The sequence below is a fragment of the Pseudomonas sp. TH04 genome, from assembly GCF_016651355.1.
GTDB classification, from domain to species: Bacteria; Pseudomonadota; Gammaproteobacteria; order Pseudomonadales; family Pseudomonadaceae; genus Aquipseudomonas; species Aquipseudomonas fluorescens.
Genome location: NZ_JAEKEA010000001.1, coordinates 2,239,575 through 2,255,428 on the forward strand (window position 1 = coordinate 2,239,575; position 15,854 = coordinate 2,255,428).

At 58.9% G+C, this 15,854-nt stretch carries 15 protein-coding genes; 9 read left to right on the forward strand and 6 right to left on the reverse strand.

The features are described 5' to 3' along the window. Positions 1–561: 561 nt before the first annotated feature. Positions 562–1,779, reverse strand: coding sequence for an argininosuccinate synthase (locus tag JFT85_RS10110; RefSeq protein ID WP_003208700.1), 1,218 nt, complete (start codon positions 1,777–1,779; stop codon positions 562–564). A gap of 142 nt (positions 1,780–1,921) precedes the next feature. Beyond that, positions 1,922–2,830, reverse strand: a complete 909-nt coding sequence (locus JFT85_RS10115; protein ID WP_053254649.1) for a flagellar protein MotY — start codon at positions 2,828–2,830, stop codon at positions 1,922–1,924. A gap of 156 nt (positions 2,831–2,986) precedes the next feature. On the opposite strand from JFT85_RS10115, the gene pyrC reads away from it, so the two are divergent. Together pyrC and rnt are read left to right on the forward strand one after the other, a co-directional pair. Then, a complete protein-coding gene (pyrC, locus tag JFT85_RS10120; protein WP_027604589.1) occupies positions 2,987–4,033 on the forward strand; it encodes a dihydroorotase in 1,047 nt (348 codons plus the stop codon). After that, complete coding sequence (rnt, locus tag JFT85_RS10125; RefSeq protein ID WP_017137041.1) at positions 4,030–4,701, forward strand: ribonuclease T; 672 nt, start codon at positions 4,030–4,032, stop codon at positions 4,699–4,701. The genes pyrC and rnt overlap by 4 nt, the downstream gene beginning before the upstream one ends. Positions 4,702–4,765: 64 nt before the next feature. Here the strand turns inward: rnt and JFT85_RS10130 are convergent, their stop codons facing one another. Beyond that, entirely contained in the window at positions 4,766–5,368 is a 603-nt protein-coding gene (locus JFT85_RS10130; protein WP_003172097.1) for a peroxiredoxin, read from the reverse strand. A gap of 244 nt (positions 5,369–5,612) precedes the next feature. On the opposite strand from JFT85_RS10130, the gene JFT85_RS10135 reads away from it, so the two are divergent. Both JFT85_RS10135 and bfr read left to right on the forward strand, forming a co-directional pair. Beyond that, a complete protein-coding gene (locus tag JFT85_RS10135; RefSeq protein WP_010564137.1) occupies positions 5,613–5,831 on the forward strand; it encodes a bacterioferritin-associated ferredoxin in 219 nt (72 codons plus the stop codon). Positions 5,832–6,032: 201 nt separating this feature from the next. Beyond that, on the forward strand, positions 6,033–6,503 hold the full coding sequence (bfr, locus tag JFT85_RS10140) for a bacterioferritin (RefSeq protein WP_053254648.1): 471 nt from the start codon (positions 6,033–6,035) through the stop codon (positions 6,501–6,503). Between the two features lie 80 nt (positions 6,504–6,583). On the opposite strand, the gene grxD is transcribed toward bfr, so the two are convergent. Both grxD and JFT85_RS10150 read right to left on the reverse strand, forming a co-directional pair. Next, complete coding sequence (gene grxD, locus JFT85_RS10145) at positions 6,584–6,922, reverse strand: Grx4 family monothiol glutaredoxin (protein WP_053254647.1); 339 nt, start codon at positions 6,920–6,922, stop codon at positions 6,584–6,586. 84 nt (positions 6,923–7,006) lie between these two features. Next, on the reverse strand, positions 7,007–9,115 hold the full coding sequence (locus JFT85_RS10150; RefSeq protein ID WP_169875929.1) for a molybdopterin oxidoreductase family protein: 2,109 nt from the start codon (positions 9,113–9,115) through the stop codon (positions 7,007–7,009). 434 nt (positions 9,116–9,549) lie between these two features. Between JFT85_RS10150 and argF the strand changes: the two genes are divergently transcribed. Together argF and JFT85_RS10160 are read left to right on the forward strand one after the other, a co-directional pair. Continuing rightward, positions 9,550–10,470 (forward strand): ornithine carbamoyltransferase, encoded by a 921-nt coding sequence (argF, locus tag JFT85_RS10155; protein WP_053254645.1) that lies wholly within the window; start codon positions 9,550–9,552, stop codon positions 10,468–10,470. Next, positions 10,467–11,576, forward strand: a complete 1,110-nt coding sequence (locus tag JFT85_RS10160; RefSeq protein ID WP_053254644.1) for an ABC transporter ATP-binding protein — start codon at positions 10,467–10,469, stop codon at positions 11,574–11,576. Before argF ends, JFT85_RS10160 begins: the two co-directional genes overlap by 4 nt. Before the next feature lie 144 nt (positions 11,577–11,720). Here the strand turns inward: JFT85_RS10160 and ybaK are convergent, their stop codons facing one another. Next, positions 11,721–12,191 carry a Cys-tRNA(Pro) deacylase gene (ybaK, locus tag JFT85_RS10165; protein ID WP_053254643.1) on the reverse strand — a complete coding sequence of 157 codons (471 nt, stop codon included), beginning with the start codon at positions 12,189–12,191 and terminating at the stop codon, positions 11,721–11,723. Between the two features lie 325 nt (positions 12,192–12,516). On the opposite strand from ybaK, the gene JFT85_RS10170 reads away from it, so the two are divergent. From JFT85_RS10170 to JFT85_RS10180, 3 genes are all read left to right on the forward strand, one after another. Further along, positions 12,517–13,374 carry an MIP/aquaporin family protein gene (locus tag JFT85_RS10170; protein WP_053254642.1) on the forward strand — a complete coding sequence of 286 codons (858 nt, stop codon included), beginning with the start codon at positions 12,517–12,519 and terminating at the stop codon, positions 13,372–13,374. An 80-nt stretch (positions 13,375–13,454) separates the two neighbouring features. Then, positions 13,455–14,960 carry a glycerol kinase GlpK gene (glpK, locus tag JFT85_RS10175; protein WP_053254641.1) on the forward strand — a complete coding sequence of 502 codons (1,506 nt, stop codon included), beginning with the start codon at positions 13,455–13,457 and terminating at the stop codon, positions 14,958–14,960. A 95-nt stretch (positions 14,961–15,055) separates the two neighbouring features. Then, on the forward strand, positions 15,056–15,811 hold the full coding sequence (locus JFT85_RS10180) for a DeoR/GlpR family transcriptional regulator (RefSeq protein ID WP_010212755.1): 756 nt from the start codon (positions 15,056–15,058) through the stop codon (positions 15,809–15,811). The last annotated feature ends 43 nt before the right edge of the window (positions 15,812–15,854 follow it).

Consider the following 15,854-nt stretch of genomic DNA (forward strand, 5'->3'; position numbering starts at 1 on the left):
CCCCCCCAAGCAACAGCAAGCAGAGACCCAACCCACAACGATATAGGAATTACCCTACAAAAAATCACAACTTCTGGCGTATCCGGTTTTACGGAGACTTTCAGAACTTTCCGGGGCCTTGGATAGAGTGAGTTAAACATCCACCCCATAAGCGGCACGCGGTGTACGCGCCGCACAGGGTGTTCAGGAAACGCCCCTTGCTTGTCGCTGCCAGGCGAGCGAGCAGGTGAAATACAATCAACTGTTTCAGTTCCATCCAACATACCGACTTACACCCTTATTTCCTACGGAATATTCAGCGCCCTACATACTCACCTTAGTTAGGTAGTGAATCTTCTGTAAGACATAGTTCCTATGCAGGTGTAAAAAATTCATTCAACCGTTCAGAAATAAACACGCCACCATCCGAGAAGCCACTCATTAACTTCGAGATTCAACAAAACTTAAACAACCGAGCCAAATAATAAACATCACGCCCTATTTAAGCGCGCGCCTTTATAGACAGGCAAAAAAAATGGCCCCTTTGATCAAGGGGCCATTTTTTCACAACGAGGGGAGCACTCAGAACAGCTTGCGGCCCTTGTTGGCAGCAATGCGCATGCGCAGTGCATTCAACTTGATGAAGCCTGCCGCGTCCGCCTGGTTATAAGCACCGCCGTCTTCTTCGAAGGTGGCAATATTGGCGTCGAACAGCGACTCATCAGACTTGCGACCGGTCACGATCACGTTGCCTTTGTACAGCTTCAAACGCACCACACCGTTCACGTGAACCTGGGAGGCGTCGATCATCTGCTGCAGCATCAGACGCTCTGGGCTCCACCAGTAGCCGGTGTAGATCAGGCTGGCGTACTTGGGCATCAGCTCGTCTTTGAGGTGAGCCACTTCACGGTCCAGGGTGATGGACTCGATGGCGCGGTGCGCACGCAGCATGATGGTGCCGCCCGGGGTTTCGTAGCAGCCACGGGACTTCATGCCGACGTAGCGGTTCTCGACGATGTCGAGACGGCCGATACCGTGTTCACCACCGATACGGTTCAGGGTCGCCAGCACGGTGGCCGGGGTCATTTCGACGCCGTCCAGCGCGACGATGTCGCCGTTGCGGTAGGTCAGTTCCAGGTACTGGGCCTTGTCAGGAGCGTTCTCCGGGGAGACGGTCCATTTCCACATGTCTTCTTCGTGCTCGGTCCAGGTGTCTTCCAGCACGCCGCCTTCATAGGAGATGTGCAGCAAGTTGGCGTCCATCGAGTACGGGGACTTCTTCTTGCCATGACGCTCGATCGGGATAGCGTGCTTTTCAGCGTAATCCATCAGCTTTTCACGGGACAGCAGGTCCCACTCACGCCAAGGGGCAATCACTTTCACGCCAGGCTTGAGCGCGTAGGCGCCCAGTTCGAAACGCACCTGGTCGTTGCCCTTGCCGGTAGCACCATGGGAAATGGCGTCGGCGCCGGTTTCGTTGGCGATTTCGATCAGGCGTTTGGCGATCAGCGGACGTGCGATGGAAGTACCCAGCAGGTACTCGCCTTCGTAGACGGTATTGGCGCGAAACATCGGGAAGACGAAATCGCGGACGAATTCTTCGCGCAGGTCGTCAATGTAGATCTCTTTCACGCCCATGGCTTGCGCCTTGGCACGTGCAGGTTCGACCTCTTCGCCCTGACCCAGGTCAGCGGTGAAGGTCACCACTTCACAGTTATAAGTATCCTGCAGCCACTTGAGGATCACCGAAGTGTCCAGGCCGCCGGAATACGCGAGAACGACCTTGTTTACGTCGGCCATGCCATCACTCCACGGGGTTGTACGGAAAGCCGTTGATTCTACCGACCAAAACCGTGGATTTACAGAGGCGCGACAGCAAATGAAGATAAAGCGACAGATTATGTCGAGTGGGCGACTGATGGTCGCACCTTATAAGCGCATTTTATGACGTGTGCGCAGGGTTGCTCGGGCCAGTCGCCTGAGGCGCGGGTTTCTCGGGAGCTGCCACGCGTTCGAGCTGAATGTTCACGCGACGGTTACGTGCCCGGTTGGCGGCGTTGGTATTCGGCGCCAGGGGGTAGCTTTCACCGTGGAAGCGCATGGTGATCTGCGATTCGGGGATGCCATTGGCCTTGAAGTAGTCCGTGACCGCCAGGGCCCGACGGCGCGAGACGTCGCGGTTGGTCAGGCGGTTGCCGCTGTTGTCCGAATGGCCATTCAACTCGATATGGTTGACCGTAGGATCGGCTTTCATGAACGCGACAATGACGGCCAGCTTCTTCTTGGCTGCCGCATCCAGCTCAATGCCACCCCCCGGGAAGCCGACTTCAGTCTGTTTGACCTGATCGTAATTCATCGGCAACAGCTTGGTGGTACACAGTTGATAGTCGTTGTAGGCCTTGTTGAACTTCACCGGCAGCAAACGGATTTCCGAGTAGCCGCCTTCACGCGCGTAATGCCGCACGGTTGGGCTGCGCCCTTCCAGCAAGCCCATGAACAACCGGCCGGCCTGGGCCTGAGAGCTGTTGAACAACACGTCGCCACTGCCGGCACGCACAGCACCGAGGTTGATATCACCCCGGCCCGGCTGCCACGGGGCAGCGGCGGCCAACAAGGTCGCCGAGCCCGCGCCGAGTGCGCCGTTGTAGGCTTTCAGACGAAATGTCGCCTGCTCGCCGGCCCGGCGCACAAACTCACCCGAACCGAAATCGGTGATCGGTTGGGTCAAGCGGCACTCGAACTGGTCGCCTTCCACCTTCCACTCAATATTCTCCAGACGTGTCTGGAACGTGAGGGCCATCGCAGGCAGGCTGGCGAACACACTGAGCAGGGCTAGATAATGCTGGCGCACGGGCGGCTCCACTGGTTTCTACAACACTTCAAAGCGTCATACGTCGTTAAGGCATACCTTGGGATATCGGTAGCGTCCTGTAAAACTTGATAGCGAGTGCCTGCAAGAGTCTTTTCCGGTAGCATTCCCACCAGATTGACCCGCCTGGAATCCCCAATGTCCGACCGCCTGACCCTGCTGCGTCCCGACGACTGGCATATTCATCTTCGCGATGGTGCTGCGTTACCCCAAACCGTGGCTGATGTAGCGCGCACGTTTGGTCGCGCCATCATCATGCCTAACCTGGTACCTCCGGTGCGTAATGCCGCAGAAGCCGACGCCTATCGCCAGCGTATCCTCGCTGCACGACCGGCCGGCAGCCGCTTCGAACCGTTGATGGTGCTCTACCTGACCGACCGCACCCAGCCTGAAGAAATCCGCCAGGCCAAGGCCAGTGGTTTCGTGCACGCCGCCAAGCTGTACCCGGCGGGCGCGACCACCAACTCTGACTCCGGCGTGACCAGTATCGACAAGATTCTGCCGGCGATCGAAGCCATGGCTGAAGTCGGTATGCCGCTGTTGATCCACGGTGAAGTCACCCGTGGCGATGTGGACGTCTTTGATCGCGAGAAGATCTTCATCGACGAGCACATGCGCCGTGTGGTCGAGCTGTTCCCGACCCTCAAGGTGGTGTTCGAACACATCACCACCGCAGATGCCGTGCAGTTCGTCACCGAAGCTTCGGCCAACGTCGGTGCGACCATCACCGCGCATCACTTGCTCTACAACCGCAACCACATGCTGGTGGGCGGGATTCGGCCGCACTTCTATTGCCTGCCGATTCTCAAGCGCAATACTCACCAGGTGGCCTTGCTCGATGCCGCGACCAGCGGCAACCCGAAATTCTTCCTCGGCACCGACTCCGCGCCCCACGCCCAGCACGCTAAAGAAGCCGCGTGTGGCTGTGCCGGTTGCTACACCGCGTTTGCTGCGATCGAGCTGTACGCCGAAGCGTTTGAACAGCGCAATGCCCTGGACAAGCTCGAAGGTTTCGCCAGCCTGAACGGCCCGCGCTTCTATGGCCTGCCGGCGAACACCGACCGTATTACCCTGGTTCGTGAAGACTGGACCGCCCCCGCCAGCCTGCCGTTTGGCGAGCTGACTGTTATCCCGCTGCGCGCCGGTGAAACACTGCGCTGGCGCCTGCTGGAGGAAAGCAAGTGAGTGAAGACCATTACGATGACGAACACGAGCACAGTGGTGGCGGTTCCCGTCACCCGATGGCCGAGCGGTTTCGCGGTTATCTGCCGGTTGTCATCGACGTAGAAACCGGTGGCTTCAATTGCGCCACCGACGCCCTGCTGGAAATTGCCGCCACTACCATCGGCATGGACGAACAGGGTTTTGTGTTCCCGGAACACACCCACTTCTTTCGTGTCGAGCCATTCGAAGGCGCCAATATCGAAGCGGCAGCCCTGGAGTTCACCGGCATCAAACTCGACCACCCACTGCGTATGGCGGTGAGTGAAGAAGCGGCGCTGACCGATATCTTCCGTGGCGTGCGCAAAGCGTTGAAGGCCAATGGCTGCAAACGCGCGATCCTGGTCGGCCACAACAGCAGTTTCGACCTGGGCTTCCTGAACGCCGCCGTGACGCGACTGGACATGAAGCGCAACCCGTTTCACCCGTTCTCCAGTTTCGACACCGCCACCCTCGCCGGCCTCGCTTACGGTCAGACCGTGCTGGCCAAGGCCTGCCAGGCTGCCGGTATCGACTTTGACGGCCGTGAGGCCCACTCGGCGCGCTACGACACCGAGAAGACCGCCGAGCTGTTCTGTGGCATCGTCAATCGCTGGAAGCAGATGGGCGGCTGGGAAGACTTCAACGACTGAGGTCGTTTCCCGCGCATAAAAAAACCGGCCTTCTCAGGCCGGTTTTTTTTGCTTCGAGCGTGGCTTACAGCTTGCCAGCGTTCTCAGTCAGGTAAGCCGCAACGCCTTCTGGCGAAGCGTTCATGCCTTTGTCGCCTTTCTTCCAGTTGGCAGGGCAAACTTCGCCGTGCTCTTCGTGGAATTGCAGAGCGTCGACCAGACGGATCAGCTCTTCCATGTTACGGCCCAGCGGCAGGTCGTTGATGATCTGCGAGCGCACAACGCCCTTGTCGTCGATCAGGAACGCGCCACGGAAAGCCACGCCGCCTTCGGATTCAACGTCGTAGGCCTTGGCGATGTCGTGCTTCATGTCGGCAGCCATGGTGTATTTGACTTTGCCAATGCCGCCATCATTGATAGCGGTGTTGCGCCAGGCGTTGTGGGTGAAATGGGAGTCGATGGAAACGGCTACCACTTCAACGTTGCGCGCCTTGAAATCGTCCATGCGGTGGTCCAGAGCGATCAGCTCCGAAGGGCAGACGAAGGTGAAGTCCAGCGGGTAGAAGAACACCAGGCCGTATTTGCCTTTGATGGCTTCAGACAGCTTGAAGCTGTCAACGATTTCGCCATTGCCGAGGACGGCAGGTACGTCGAAATCCGGGGCTTGTTTGCCGACGAGTACGCTCATTGGATATCTCCTGATGCAAGGGTGACGATTGAAGTAAAAGGACCGCTTCCAAGTCTGCCGTTTATAAGCGACAGCCCTGTGACGCAGTCACGCTTCGTAAAGACCGACCATCATACACTGAAAAAACCGTTCGTCAGCGCGACGGCGGTGAGGCCGCAAACAGCTACGAATCTACTTTGACAATCATTCTCGTTAACATTAAGATCCATCGCACTTAAGCCTTAACCCGCGATGGTTCTCCCTTATGTATGTCTGCCTTTGTACTGGCGTCACCGACGGACAAATCCGCGAAGCAATCTATGAAGGTTGCTGCAGCTACAAGGAAGTACGTGAAACCACCGGCGTTGCCAGCCAGTGTGGCAAATGCGCTTGCCTCGCCAAGCAAGTGGTACGGGAGACCCTGACGCAGCTGCAGACAGCCCAGGCCGCGCTCCCCTATTCAGCAGAATTTACACACGCTTAAATCAGCGTGTTTTAAACAACCGGACCACGTGTCCGGTTTTTTTATGCCTGCAATTCAATTAGTTAGCGCCAAGACGCGGAACACAAACATTCTTATTCAGATTTATTTTCATTTATTATTCAATAACTTAGGTTTGACACTAGGGGGTTCGCCGCTCAAACTCCGGCTTATAGACAGCTATTACAGGGCAGGACCCCAGTCATGAAAGGCGACATCTCAGTCATCCAGCAACTCAACAAAATCCTTGCCAATGAACTGGTCGCGATCAATCAGTACTTTTTGCATGCGCGCATGTATGACGATTGGGGCCTGGAAAAGCTGGGCAAGCGCGAATACAAAGAGTCCATCAAGGCCATGAAGGACGCGGACGCGCTGATCAAGCGCATCCTGTTCCTGGAAGGCCTGCCGAACGTGCAGGACCTGGGCAAGCTGAACATCGGCGAACACACCCAGGAAATGATCACCAGCGACCTGAAGTTCGAACAGAAGAGCCACAGCGACCTCAAGGCCGCCATCGCGCACTGCGAAATCAAGGCCGACTTCGGTAGCCGTGAATTGCTGGAAGATATCCTGGAAGACCAGGAAGAACATATCGACTGGCTGGAAACCCAACAAGGCCTGATCGTCAAAGTCAGCCTGGAGAACTACCTGCAATCGCAGATGGGTGAATAACCCCCCGCGCACAGGTACAAAAAAGCCCCGCTCTCTCAGGAGAAGCGGGGCTTTTTATTGCAGTGCTTTTTACACAAGCATCAAGCTTCAGTCTTGCCGGCTGCTTTTACCGCTGCCTCTTTGATCAGCGCTTGCAGCGAACCATCAGCCGCCATCTCAACGATGATGTCGCTACCGCCGACCAGCTCACCGGCTACCCACAGTTGTGGGAAAGTTGGCCAGTTAGCGTATTTCGGCAGGTTGGCGCGGATTTCCGGGTTTTGCAGGATATCCACGTAAGCGAATTTCTCGCCACACGCCATAACGGCCTGGGACGCTTTCGCGGAGAAACCGCACTGAGGAGCGTTTGGCGCGCCCTTCATGTAAAGCAGAATGGTGTTGTTGGCAATCTGCTCTTTGATCGTTTCGATGATATCCATGGAACACCTCTGCAGGAACTTCGCGACTCACAGGTCGGCACGGTGGCGCATTGTAACGCAAAATTCCAGCGCGGTGCTCAGGCCTTATGCGGCTGCCACCTGCACCGGCACCCCGTTCAGCGCGGCGTTTCCAGACAATTCGTCCAACTGCCGCTCGTCAGTCAAGTCATTCGCACTCGCCCCTGGCTGCCCACTGGCGATGGCCATCCGCACGCCCGGGCGACCATGGCCCCAACCATGGGGCAAGCTGACCACACCGGGCATCATGTCCAGGCTGGCCACCACCTCCACTTCGATCATGCCGATGCGCGAACTGACACGCACGCGCTGGCCATCGCTCAATTGCCGACGGGCCAAGTCATCCGGGTGCATGTGCAGTTGATGACGCGGCTTGCCCTTCACCAGTCGGTGATAGTTATGCATCCACGAGTTATTGCTGCGCACATGGCGACGGCCGATCAACAGAAGCTCATTCGCCACCGGCTCAGGTTGCGCCGCGAAGCGCGCCAGGTCAGCGAGGATGACTGCTGGTGCCGCCTGCACCTGGCCATTCGCGGTTTTCAAGCGTGCGGCGAGGTTGGGCGTGAGCGGCCCCAAGTCCACGCCATGGGGATGATCCGCCAGCATCGCCACCGACAGTTGGTGGCGGGACGCATCACCGTAGGTTCCCGCGCGCAGCCCGAGGTCGATCATCTGCGCAGGCGCCATGGTCGGTTTGAGCGCCACGCCGGTCTGCGCGGCGAAGGCCTTGGCCAAGCCGACAAAGATCTCCCAATCGTGCAACGCGCCCGCAGGCTTGGGCAGAATCGCGCGATTAAAACGGGTGACGTTGCGCACAGCGAACATATTGAACGTGGTGTCGTAGTGATCGTTTTCCAACGCCGAGGTGGACGGCAAAATCAGGTCGGCGTAACGGGTTGTCTCGTTGATATAGAGGTCGATGCTGACCATGAACTCCAGCCCGTCCAGGGCTTGCTCAAGTTGGCGGCCGTTGGGCGTCGACAGCACCGGGTTACCGGCGACCGTCACCAGGGCGCGGATTTGCCCGTCGCCTTCGGTGAGCATTTCTTCGGCCAACGCGGACACCGGCAACTCACCACCGTATTCGGGGCGCCCGGACACGCGGCTCTGCCAGCGATTGAAATGCCCGCCACCGGTCGATGCCACCAAATCCACCGCCGGCGTGGTGCACAAGGCGCCACCGACGCGATCAAGGTTGCCGGTCACCAGATTGATCAACTGCACCAGCCAATGGCACAGCGTGCCAAATGCCTGGGTCGAAACCCCCATGCGCCCATAACACACCGCCTTGTCCGCCGCCGCGAAGTCCCGTGCCAGCTGGCGGATCTGCTCGGCAGGCACCGCACACTGGCGGCTCATGGCTTCGGCGGTAAACCCGGCGATCGCCTTGCGCACGGCGTCGAGCCCCTCAACCGGCAAATGACTGTCACGGGTCAGGTTTTCGCTAAACAACGTGTTGAGCAAACCGAACAACAGCGCCGCGTCGCCGCCGGGCCGCACGAACATATGCTGATCGGCAATCGCCGCCGTTTCACTGCGCCGAGGGTCAACCACCACCACCTTGCCGCCGCGCGCCTGGATGGCCTTGAGGCGCTTCTCCACATCGGGCACGGTCATGATGCTGCCATTGGACGCCAGCGGGTTGCCGCCCAGGATCAGCATGAAGTCGGTGTGGTCGATATCCGGAATCGGCAGCAACAGGCCATGCCCGTACATCAGGTGGCTGGTGAGGTGGTGGGGCAACTGGTCCACCGAGGTCGCGGAAAACCGGTTGCGTGTCTTGAGCTGACCGAGGAAGTAGTTGCTGTGGGTCATCAACCCATAGTTGTGCACGCTAGGGTTGCCCTGATACACCGCCACCGCATTCTGCCCATGCCTGGCCTGGATACCTGCCAATCGCTCGGCCACCAACGCAAACGCCTCATCCCAGAGAATCGGCTGCCACTCGCTGCCCACGCGCAACATGGGTTGGTGCAGGCGGTCGGGGTCATTCTGGATGTCTTGCAGCGCCACGGCCTTTGGGCAGATGTGCCCGCGGCTGAACGTATCCAGCGGGTCGCCCTTGATCGACGTAATCGCCAGGCTGCCGTCCTCGGCCTGGGTCGTTTCCAGGGTCAGGCCGCAGATGGCTTCACACAGATGGCAGGCACGGTGGTGGAGAGTCTTGGTCATGGCCAGTCTCTTTTATTGGGCTTTGGCCCAACTATGGGCCGTCGCCTGGGCGGGCACCAGCAACGTTCGTCTTGTGAATCGGCAAGCATCAGGCCAGGACATGGCTAAACATGTGCAAATGTTTCAGAACCTTACACAGCGTTGCTGAAACCGACACAACCCGCTCTGGGCCCGCCCTCACACATTGCAAAAGGTCTTGGCGCCAGTGTACAAATGGGGTGCTGCTGTCAGGAATCAGTCTTCAAAAGCGCTTTGGCGCCCTGCTTGAACACCCTTAAAAACCGTAGCCCTATTGGTAAGACGCGACATTTAATTATAAGATCGCGCCTTCCCCTATTTCGTCGCCCCGTGCGGCTTTCGCCGCAGGTCTCGCCCGTTGTAACAATAAACAAGGCTTTGAGTATCTGCGGTCTGTTGCAAAAAGGTAGTTAATGATGAGCGCAAGGCACTTTCTCTCCCTGATGGATTGCACGCCCGAAGAGCTGGTCAGCGTGATCCGTCGAGGCATTGAGCTTAAAGACCTGCGTAACCGCGGCGTACTGTTCGAGCCTTTGAAAAACCGTGTGCTCGGGATGATTTTCGAGAAGTCGTCGACCCGCACCCGCGTGTCGTTCGAAGCCGGCATGATCCAGCTGGGTGGCCAAGCCATCTTCCTGTCCTCGCGCGACACCCAACTGGGGCGTGGCGAGCCGATTGCCGACAGCGCCCGGGTCATGTCGCGCATGCTCGATGCGGTGATGATCCGTACCTTTGCCCACAGCACCGTGACCGAATTTTCCGCCAACTCGCGGGTACCGGTGATCAACGGCCTGTCCGATGACCTGCACCCCTGCCAGCTGCTGGCCGACATGCAAACCTTCCTGGAGCACCGTGGTTCGATCCAGGGCAAGACCGTGGCCTGGATCGGTGACGGCAACAACATGTGCAACAGTTATATAGAAGCGGCGATCCAGTTCGACTTCCAACTGCGCGTCGCATGCCCGGAAGGCTACGAGCCTGACGCGCGGTTCCTGGAACAGGCCGGTGACCGGGTCACCGTGGTGCGCGACCCGCGTGACGCGGTCATCGGCGCGCACCTGGTGAGCACCGACGTCTGGACCTCCATGGGCCAGGAAGATGAGACCGCCAAGCGCCTCGCGCTGTTCGCACCGTTCCAGGTGACCCGTGCGCTGCTCGACCTGGCTGCGCCGGACGTGCTGTTCATGCACTGCCTGCCCGCTCACCGTGGCGAAGAAATCAGCCTCGACCTGCTCGACGATGCGCGTTCGGTGGCCTGGGACCAGGCGGAAAACCGTCTGCACGCACAAAAGGCGCTGCTTGAATTCCTCGTCCCGCCGTCGTATCACCACGCATGAGCCAGCCATTACTGCTGAACCTGCGCAACCTGGCGTGCGGCTATCAAGATCAACGGGTGGTGCAGAACCTCAACCTGCACCTCAACGCCGGCGACATCGGCTGCCTGCTGGGCTCTTCGGGCTGCGGCAAAACCACGACCTTGCGCGCGATTGCAGGGTTTGAGCCAGTGCACGAAGGTGAAATCAGCCTGGCCGGCGAAGTGATTTCCAGTGCCGGGTTCACCCTGGCACCGGAGAAACGCCGGATCGGCATGGTGTTCCAGGACTACGCGCTGTTTCCGCACTTGAGCGTGGCCGACAACATCGCCTTCGGCATTCGCAAGCACCCGCAAAAAGACCGTGTCGTCGCCGAGCTGCTGGAACTGGTCAACCTGAACAACCTCGGCCAGCGTTTTCCTCACGAGCTTTCCGGCGGTCAGCAGCAACGCGTCGCCCTCGCCCGCGCCCTCGCGCCGGAGCCACAACTGTTGCTGCTGGATGAGCCGTTCTCCAACCTTGACGGCGAACTGCGGCGCAAGCTCAGCCATGAGGTGCGCGACATCCTCAAGGCACGCGGCACCAGCGCGATTCTGGTCACCCACGATCAGGAAGAAGCCTTCGCCGTGAGCGACCACGTGGGGGTTTTCAAAGAAGGCCGTCTTGAGCAGTGGGACACGCCCTACAACCTCTATCACGAACCACAGACACCTTACGTCGCGAGCTTTATCGGCCAGGGCTATTTCATCCGCGGTCAATTGAGCTCACCGGAATCGGTCAGCACCGAACTGGGTGACCTGCGCGGCAATCGCGCCTACACCTGGCCAACAGGTGGCGCGGTGGACGTGTTGCTGCGCCCGGATGACATCGTCTACGCACCGGACAGCGCGTTGAAAGCGCGGATCGTCGGCAAGACGTTCCTCGGCGCCTCGACGCTGTACCGCCTGCAACTGCCTACGGGCGCGCAGTTGGAGTCGATTTTCCCCAGCCATGCCGACCATCAGGTGGGTGCGCAGGTGGGGATTCGGGTGGCGGCGGAGCATCTGGTGTTGTTCCAAGCGTCCGGCAGTACGGCGGCGCAGATTCCTCAGGTCGAATCCGGCGTTCGCCGCTACAGCCCCGCGCACTAAGCAACTGACGAAACCGGGTAAAAAATGTGGAAGCGGGCTTGCTCGCGATGGTCGCGGGTCAGTTGATAGATTCATTACTGAACCACCGCATTCGCGAGCAAGCCCGCTCCCACATTGGCTCTCATACTCTTCAAAATATGAATTTCAGCCCCGACCAATCGGCGCAAATTTGGCCTGGGTATGCTCAGCCAACACCGCCGCGGGCAGTTCAACTTCCAATCCCCTTCTTCCCGCACTGACAAAAATCGTCGCGAACGGCTGCGCCGTTACATCAATGAACGTGCGTAAGCGCTTTTTTTGCCCCAACGGGCTGATGCCGCCTAACAGGTAGCCGGTGGAGCGTTGCGCTGCTGCCGGGTCGGCCATCTCGACTTTTTTCACCCCCGCCGCGTGGGCCAACGCTTTTAAATCCAGACTTCCGACGACCGGCACCACCGCCACCAGCAATTCACCTTTCTCACTGCTGGCCAGCAAGGTCTTGAACACCTGCGCTGGATCGAGCCCCAACTTTTCCGCGGCCTCCAAGCCATACGACGCAGCCTTGGGGTCATGTTCGTAACTGTGAATATGATGTTCGGCGCGAACTTTTTTCAACAGGTCCAGTGCGGGGGTCATGGCTACTCCGGTCGCGGCTAAAAGAGGCTCAATTCTAGGCCAAGCCCACGTAAAACGCTCTAGGGCGCGCCTCCTGAAATGAGTGCTGACAGGGCCAAGCATGATCATTCACCAGACCAATAGTTCGAAAATGACCAATGGTTCACTTTCGACCTTTGACAGCGGTCATTCTTGTCTATATTTTTTCGTTTCCGAATACTGTAGGAATAGCCCCTGAGTATTCAGCAGTAAGCCGTCGCCAGGATGGGGATTCTGATGACGGTGAAAATTGCGCAACGGCCCGTTGAGGTTGTGCGCCCAACAAGAACAACAATCGAGGTTTGCCATGACAACTGCTCTTCAACAGCCTTCACTTTCGAGCCAATGCATGGCCGAATTCCTGGGGACTGCGCTTCTGATCTTCTTCGGTACAGGCTGTGTCGCTGCGCTCAAGGTCGCGGGTGCCAGCTTTGGGTTGTGGGAAATCAGTATCATCTGGGGGGTCGGCGTGAGCATGGCGATCTACCTGAGCGCCGGTATTTCCGGGGCACACCTCAATCCGGCGGTCAGTATCGCCCTGTGCATTTTTGCCGATTTCGAAAAGCGCAAACTGCCCTTCTACATCCTCGCCCAGATCGCCGGCGCCTTCTGTTCCGCCGCGCTGGTCTACACGCTCTACAGCAACCTTTTTTTCGATTACGAACAAACCCACCACATGGTTCGCGGCTCCCAGGCCAGCCTGGAATTGGCGTCGGTGTTCTCCACCTACCCGCATGCGCTGCTGAGCACTGCCCAGGCGTTCCTGGTTGAAATGGTCATCACCGCGATCCTGATGGGCGTGATCATGGCCCTTACCGACGATAACAATGGCCTGCCACGTGGCCCGCTGGCCCCGCTGCTGATCGGCCTGTTGATCGCCGTGATTGGCAGCGCCATGGGCCCGTTGACCGGCTTTGCGATGAACCCGGCGCGGGATTTCGGGCCCAAGCTGATGACCTTTTTCGCCGGCTGGGGTGAAATATCCTTTACTGGCGGCCGCGATATTCCTTACTTCCTGATTCCGATTTTCGCGCCGATTGTCGGCGCATGCCTCGGTGCTGCGGCCTATCGCGGGCTGATTGCCCGTCATCTGCCAAGCGCCGCACCTGCTATAGCTGAAGTAACAACTGACACGGCAGTCAACGGCAAGACGCGTATTTCCTGATACCGCCAGCCTGGTGCCCACTGCCCTTTTGCGGCCCAGGCTGATTACTCACTTCCTTATTTCCGTCCAAGGCAATCGACATGACCGACATTCAGAATAAGAACTACATCATTGCCCTTGATCAGGGCACCACCAGTTCGCGGGCGATCATCTTTGATCGCGATGCCAACGTGGTCTGCACCGCCCAGCGTGAATTCGCTCAGCATTACCCGCAAGCCGGCTGGGTCGAACATGACCCGATGGAAATCTTCGCCACCCAAAGCGCGGTGATGGTCGAGGCCCTGGCACAAGCCGGTCTGCACCATGACCAGGTCGCTGCCATCGGTATCACCAACCAGCGTGAAACCACCGTGGTGTGGGACAAGATCACCGGCCGCCCGATCTACAACGCAATCGTCTGGCAGTGCCGCCGTAGCACCGAGATCTGCCAGCAGCTCAAGCGCGATGGCCACGAGCAATACATCAGCGACACCACTGGCCTGGTCACCGACCCGTACTTCTCCGGCACCAAGCTCAAGTGGATCCTCGACAACGTCGAAGGCAGCCGCGAGCGTGCGCGCAATGGCGAATTGCTGTTCGGCACCGTCGACAGCTGGCTGATCTGGAAATTTACCGGCGGCAAAACCCACGTCACCGACTACACCAACGCCTCGCGCACCATGCTCTTCAACATCCACACGCTGGAGTGGGATGCGAAGATGCTGGAGATTCTCGACGTGCCGCGCGAGATGCTGCCGGAAGTTAAGTCGTCTTCAGAAATCTACGGCCGCACCAAAAGCGGTATCGCTATCGGCGGCATCGCGGGCGACCAACAGGCTGCTCTGTTCGGCCAGATGTGCGTGGAAGCCGGGCAGGCCAAGAACACTTATGGCACCGGCTGCTTCCTGCTGATGAACACCGGCGACAAAGCCGTCAAATCCAAACACGGCATGCTCACCACCATCGCCTGCGGTCCACGCGGCGAAGTGGCTTACGCGCTGGAAGGCGCGGTGTTCAACGGTGGTTCCACCGTGCAGTGGCTGCGTGATGAGCTGAAGATCATCGCGGACGCCACCGACACCGAATACTTCGCCGGCAAGGTCAAGGACAGCAACGGCGTCTACCTGGTGCCGGCCTTTACCGGCCTGGGCGCTCCGTACTGGGACCCGTATGCCCGTGGCGCTTTGTTTGGCCTGACCCGTGGCGTACGCGTGGATCACATTATTCGCGCAGCCCTGGAGTCGATTGCCTACCAGACCCGCGACGTGCTGGACGCCATGCAACAGGACTCGGGCGAACGCCTCAAAGCCCTGCGCGTGGACGGCGGCGCGGTGGCCAACAACTTCCTGATGCAGTTCCAGGCCGATATCCTGGGTACCCAGGTCGAGCGCCCGCAAATGCGCGAAACCACGGCACTCGGCGCCGCTTACCTGGCAGGCCTGGCCTGTGGCTTCTGGGGCAGCCTGGACGAGTTGCGCGGCAAGGCCGTGATCGAGCGCGAATTCGAGCCGATGCTCGATGAAGCCGCCAAAGAAAAACTCTACGCCGGCTGGCAAAAAGCGGTCAGCCGCACCCGCGACTGGGAACCGCACGAAGGCGCTGAATAAGCCAACCGCCGGATCCATATAGGGTTGTAACTGGCGGGGAGCCGCTTGCTGCGTCATCATGGGCCACTTTTGTATGGCAGCCCAAAGGACGCCCCATGAATCTGCCTCCCCGCCAGCAACAAATCCTCGAACTGGTCCGCGAACGCGGTTACGTCAGTATCGAGGAGATGGCGCAGCTATTCGTTGTCACCCCGCAAACCATCCGCCGCGATATCAACCAGCTGGCGGACGCCAATCTGCTGCGCCGCTACCACGGCGGCGCCGCCTATGACTCCAGTGTCGAGAACACCGCGTACGCCATGCGTGCCGACCAGATGCGCGATGAGAAACAACGCATCGGCGAAGCCATTGCCGCGCAAATCCCCGACCACGCCTCGTTGTTCATCAATATCGGCACCACGACCGAATCGATCGCGCGTGCGCTGCTCAATCACAATCACCTGAAAATCATCACCAACAACCTCAACGTCGCCACCATGCTCAGTGCCAAGGACGATTTCGATGTGTTGTTGACCGGCGGTAATGTGCGCCGTGATGGCGGTGTAGTCGGTCAGGCCAGTGTCGACTTCATCAACCAGTTCAAGGTTGATTTTGCCCTGGTGGGTATCAGCGGCATCGACGAAGACGGCAGCCTGCTCGACTTTGATTATCAGGAAGTGCGGGTTTCCCAGGCGATCATCGCCAATGCACGCCAAGTCATCCTGGCGGCGGACTCCAGTAAATTCGGGCGCAACGCCATGATTCGCTTGGGGCCGATCAGTTTGGTCGACTGTCTGGTGACGGATCAGCAGCCAGTGCCGGCACTGGTGCAGTTGTTGAACCAGCACAAGGTTCGGCTGGAAGTGGTTTAGCGCCTGGGCTGACTTCCATCGCGGGCAAGCCCGCTCCCACAGT

Excerpts from the sequence above, each read along its gene's own strand:
- JFT85_RS10110 (WP_003208700.1), bottom strand. The coding sequence starts at position 1,779 with ATGGCCGACGTAAACAAGGTCGTTCTCGCGTATTCCGGCGGCCTGGAC.
- pyrC (WP_027604589.1), top strand. The coding sequence starts at position 2,987 with ATGTCCGACCGCCTGACCCTGCTGCGTCCCGACGACTGGCATATTCAT.
- JFT85_RS10130 (WP_003172097.1), bottom strand. The coding sequence starts at position 5,368 with ATGAGCGTACTCGTCGGCAAACAAGCCCCGGATTTCGACGTACCTGCC.
- JFT85_RS10135 (WP_010564137.1), top strand. The coding sequence starts at position 5,613 with ATGTATGTCTGCCTTTGTACTGGCGTCACCGACGGACAAATCCGCGAA.
- bfr (WP_053254648.1), top strand. The coding sequence starts at position 6,033 with ATGAAAGGCGACATCTCAGTCATCCAGCAACTCAACAAAATCCTTGCC.
- grxD (WP_053254647.1), bottom strand. The coding sequence starts at position 6,922 with ATGGATATCATCGAAACGATCAAAGAGCAGATTGCCAACAACACCATT.
- JFT85_RS10150 (WP_169875929.1), bottom strand. The coding sequence starts at position 9,115 with ATGACCAAGACTCTCCACCACCGTGCCTGCCATCTGTGTGAAGCCATC.
- argF (WP_053254645.1), top strand. The coding sequence starts at position 9,550 with ATGAGCGCAAGGCACTTTCTCTCCCTGATGGATTGCACGCCCGAAGAG.
- JFT85_RS10160 (WP_053254644.1), top strand. The coding sequence starts at position 10,467 with ATGAGCCAGCCATTACTGCTGAACCTGCGCAACCTGGCGTGCGGCTAT.
- ybaK (WP_053254643.1), bottom strand. The coding sequence starts at position 12,191 with ATGACCCCCGCACTGGACCTGTTGAAAAAAGTTCGCGCCGAACATCAT.
- JFT85_RS10170 (WP_053254642.1), top strand. The coding sequence starts at position 12,517 with ATGACAACTGCTCTTCAACAGCCTTCACTTTCGAGCCAATGCATGGCC.
- glpK (WP_053254641.1), top strand. The coding sequence starts at position 13,455 with ATGACCGACATTCAGAATAAGAACTACATCATTGCCCTTGATCAGGGC.
- JFT85_RS10180 (WP_010212755.1), top strand. The coding sequence starts at position 15,056 with ATGAATCTGCCTCCCCGCCAGCAACAAATCCTCGAACTGGTCCGCGAA.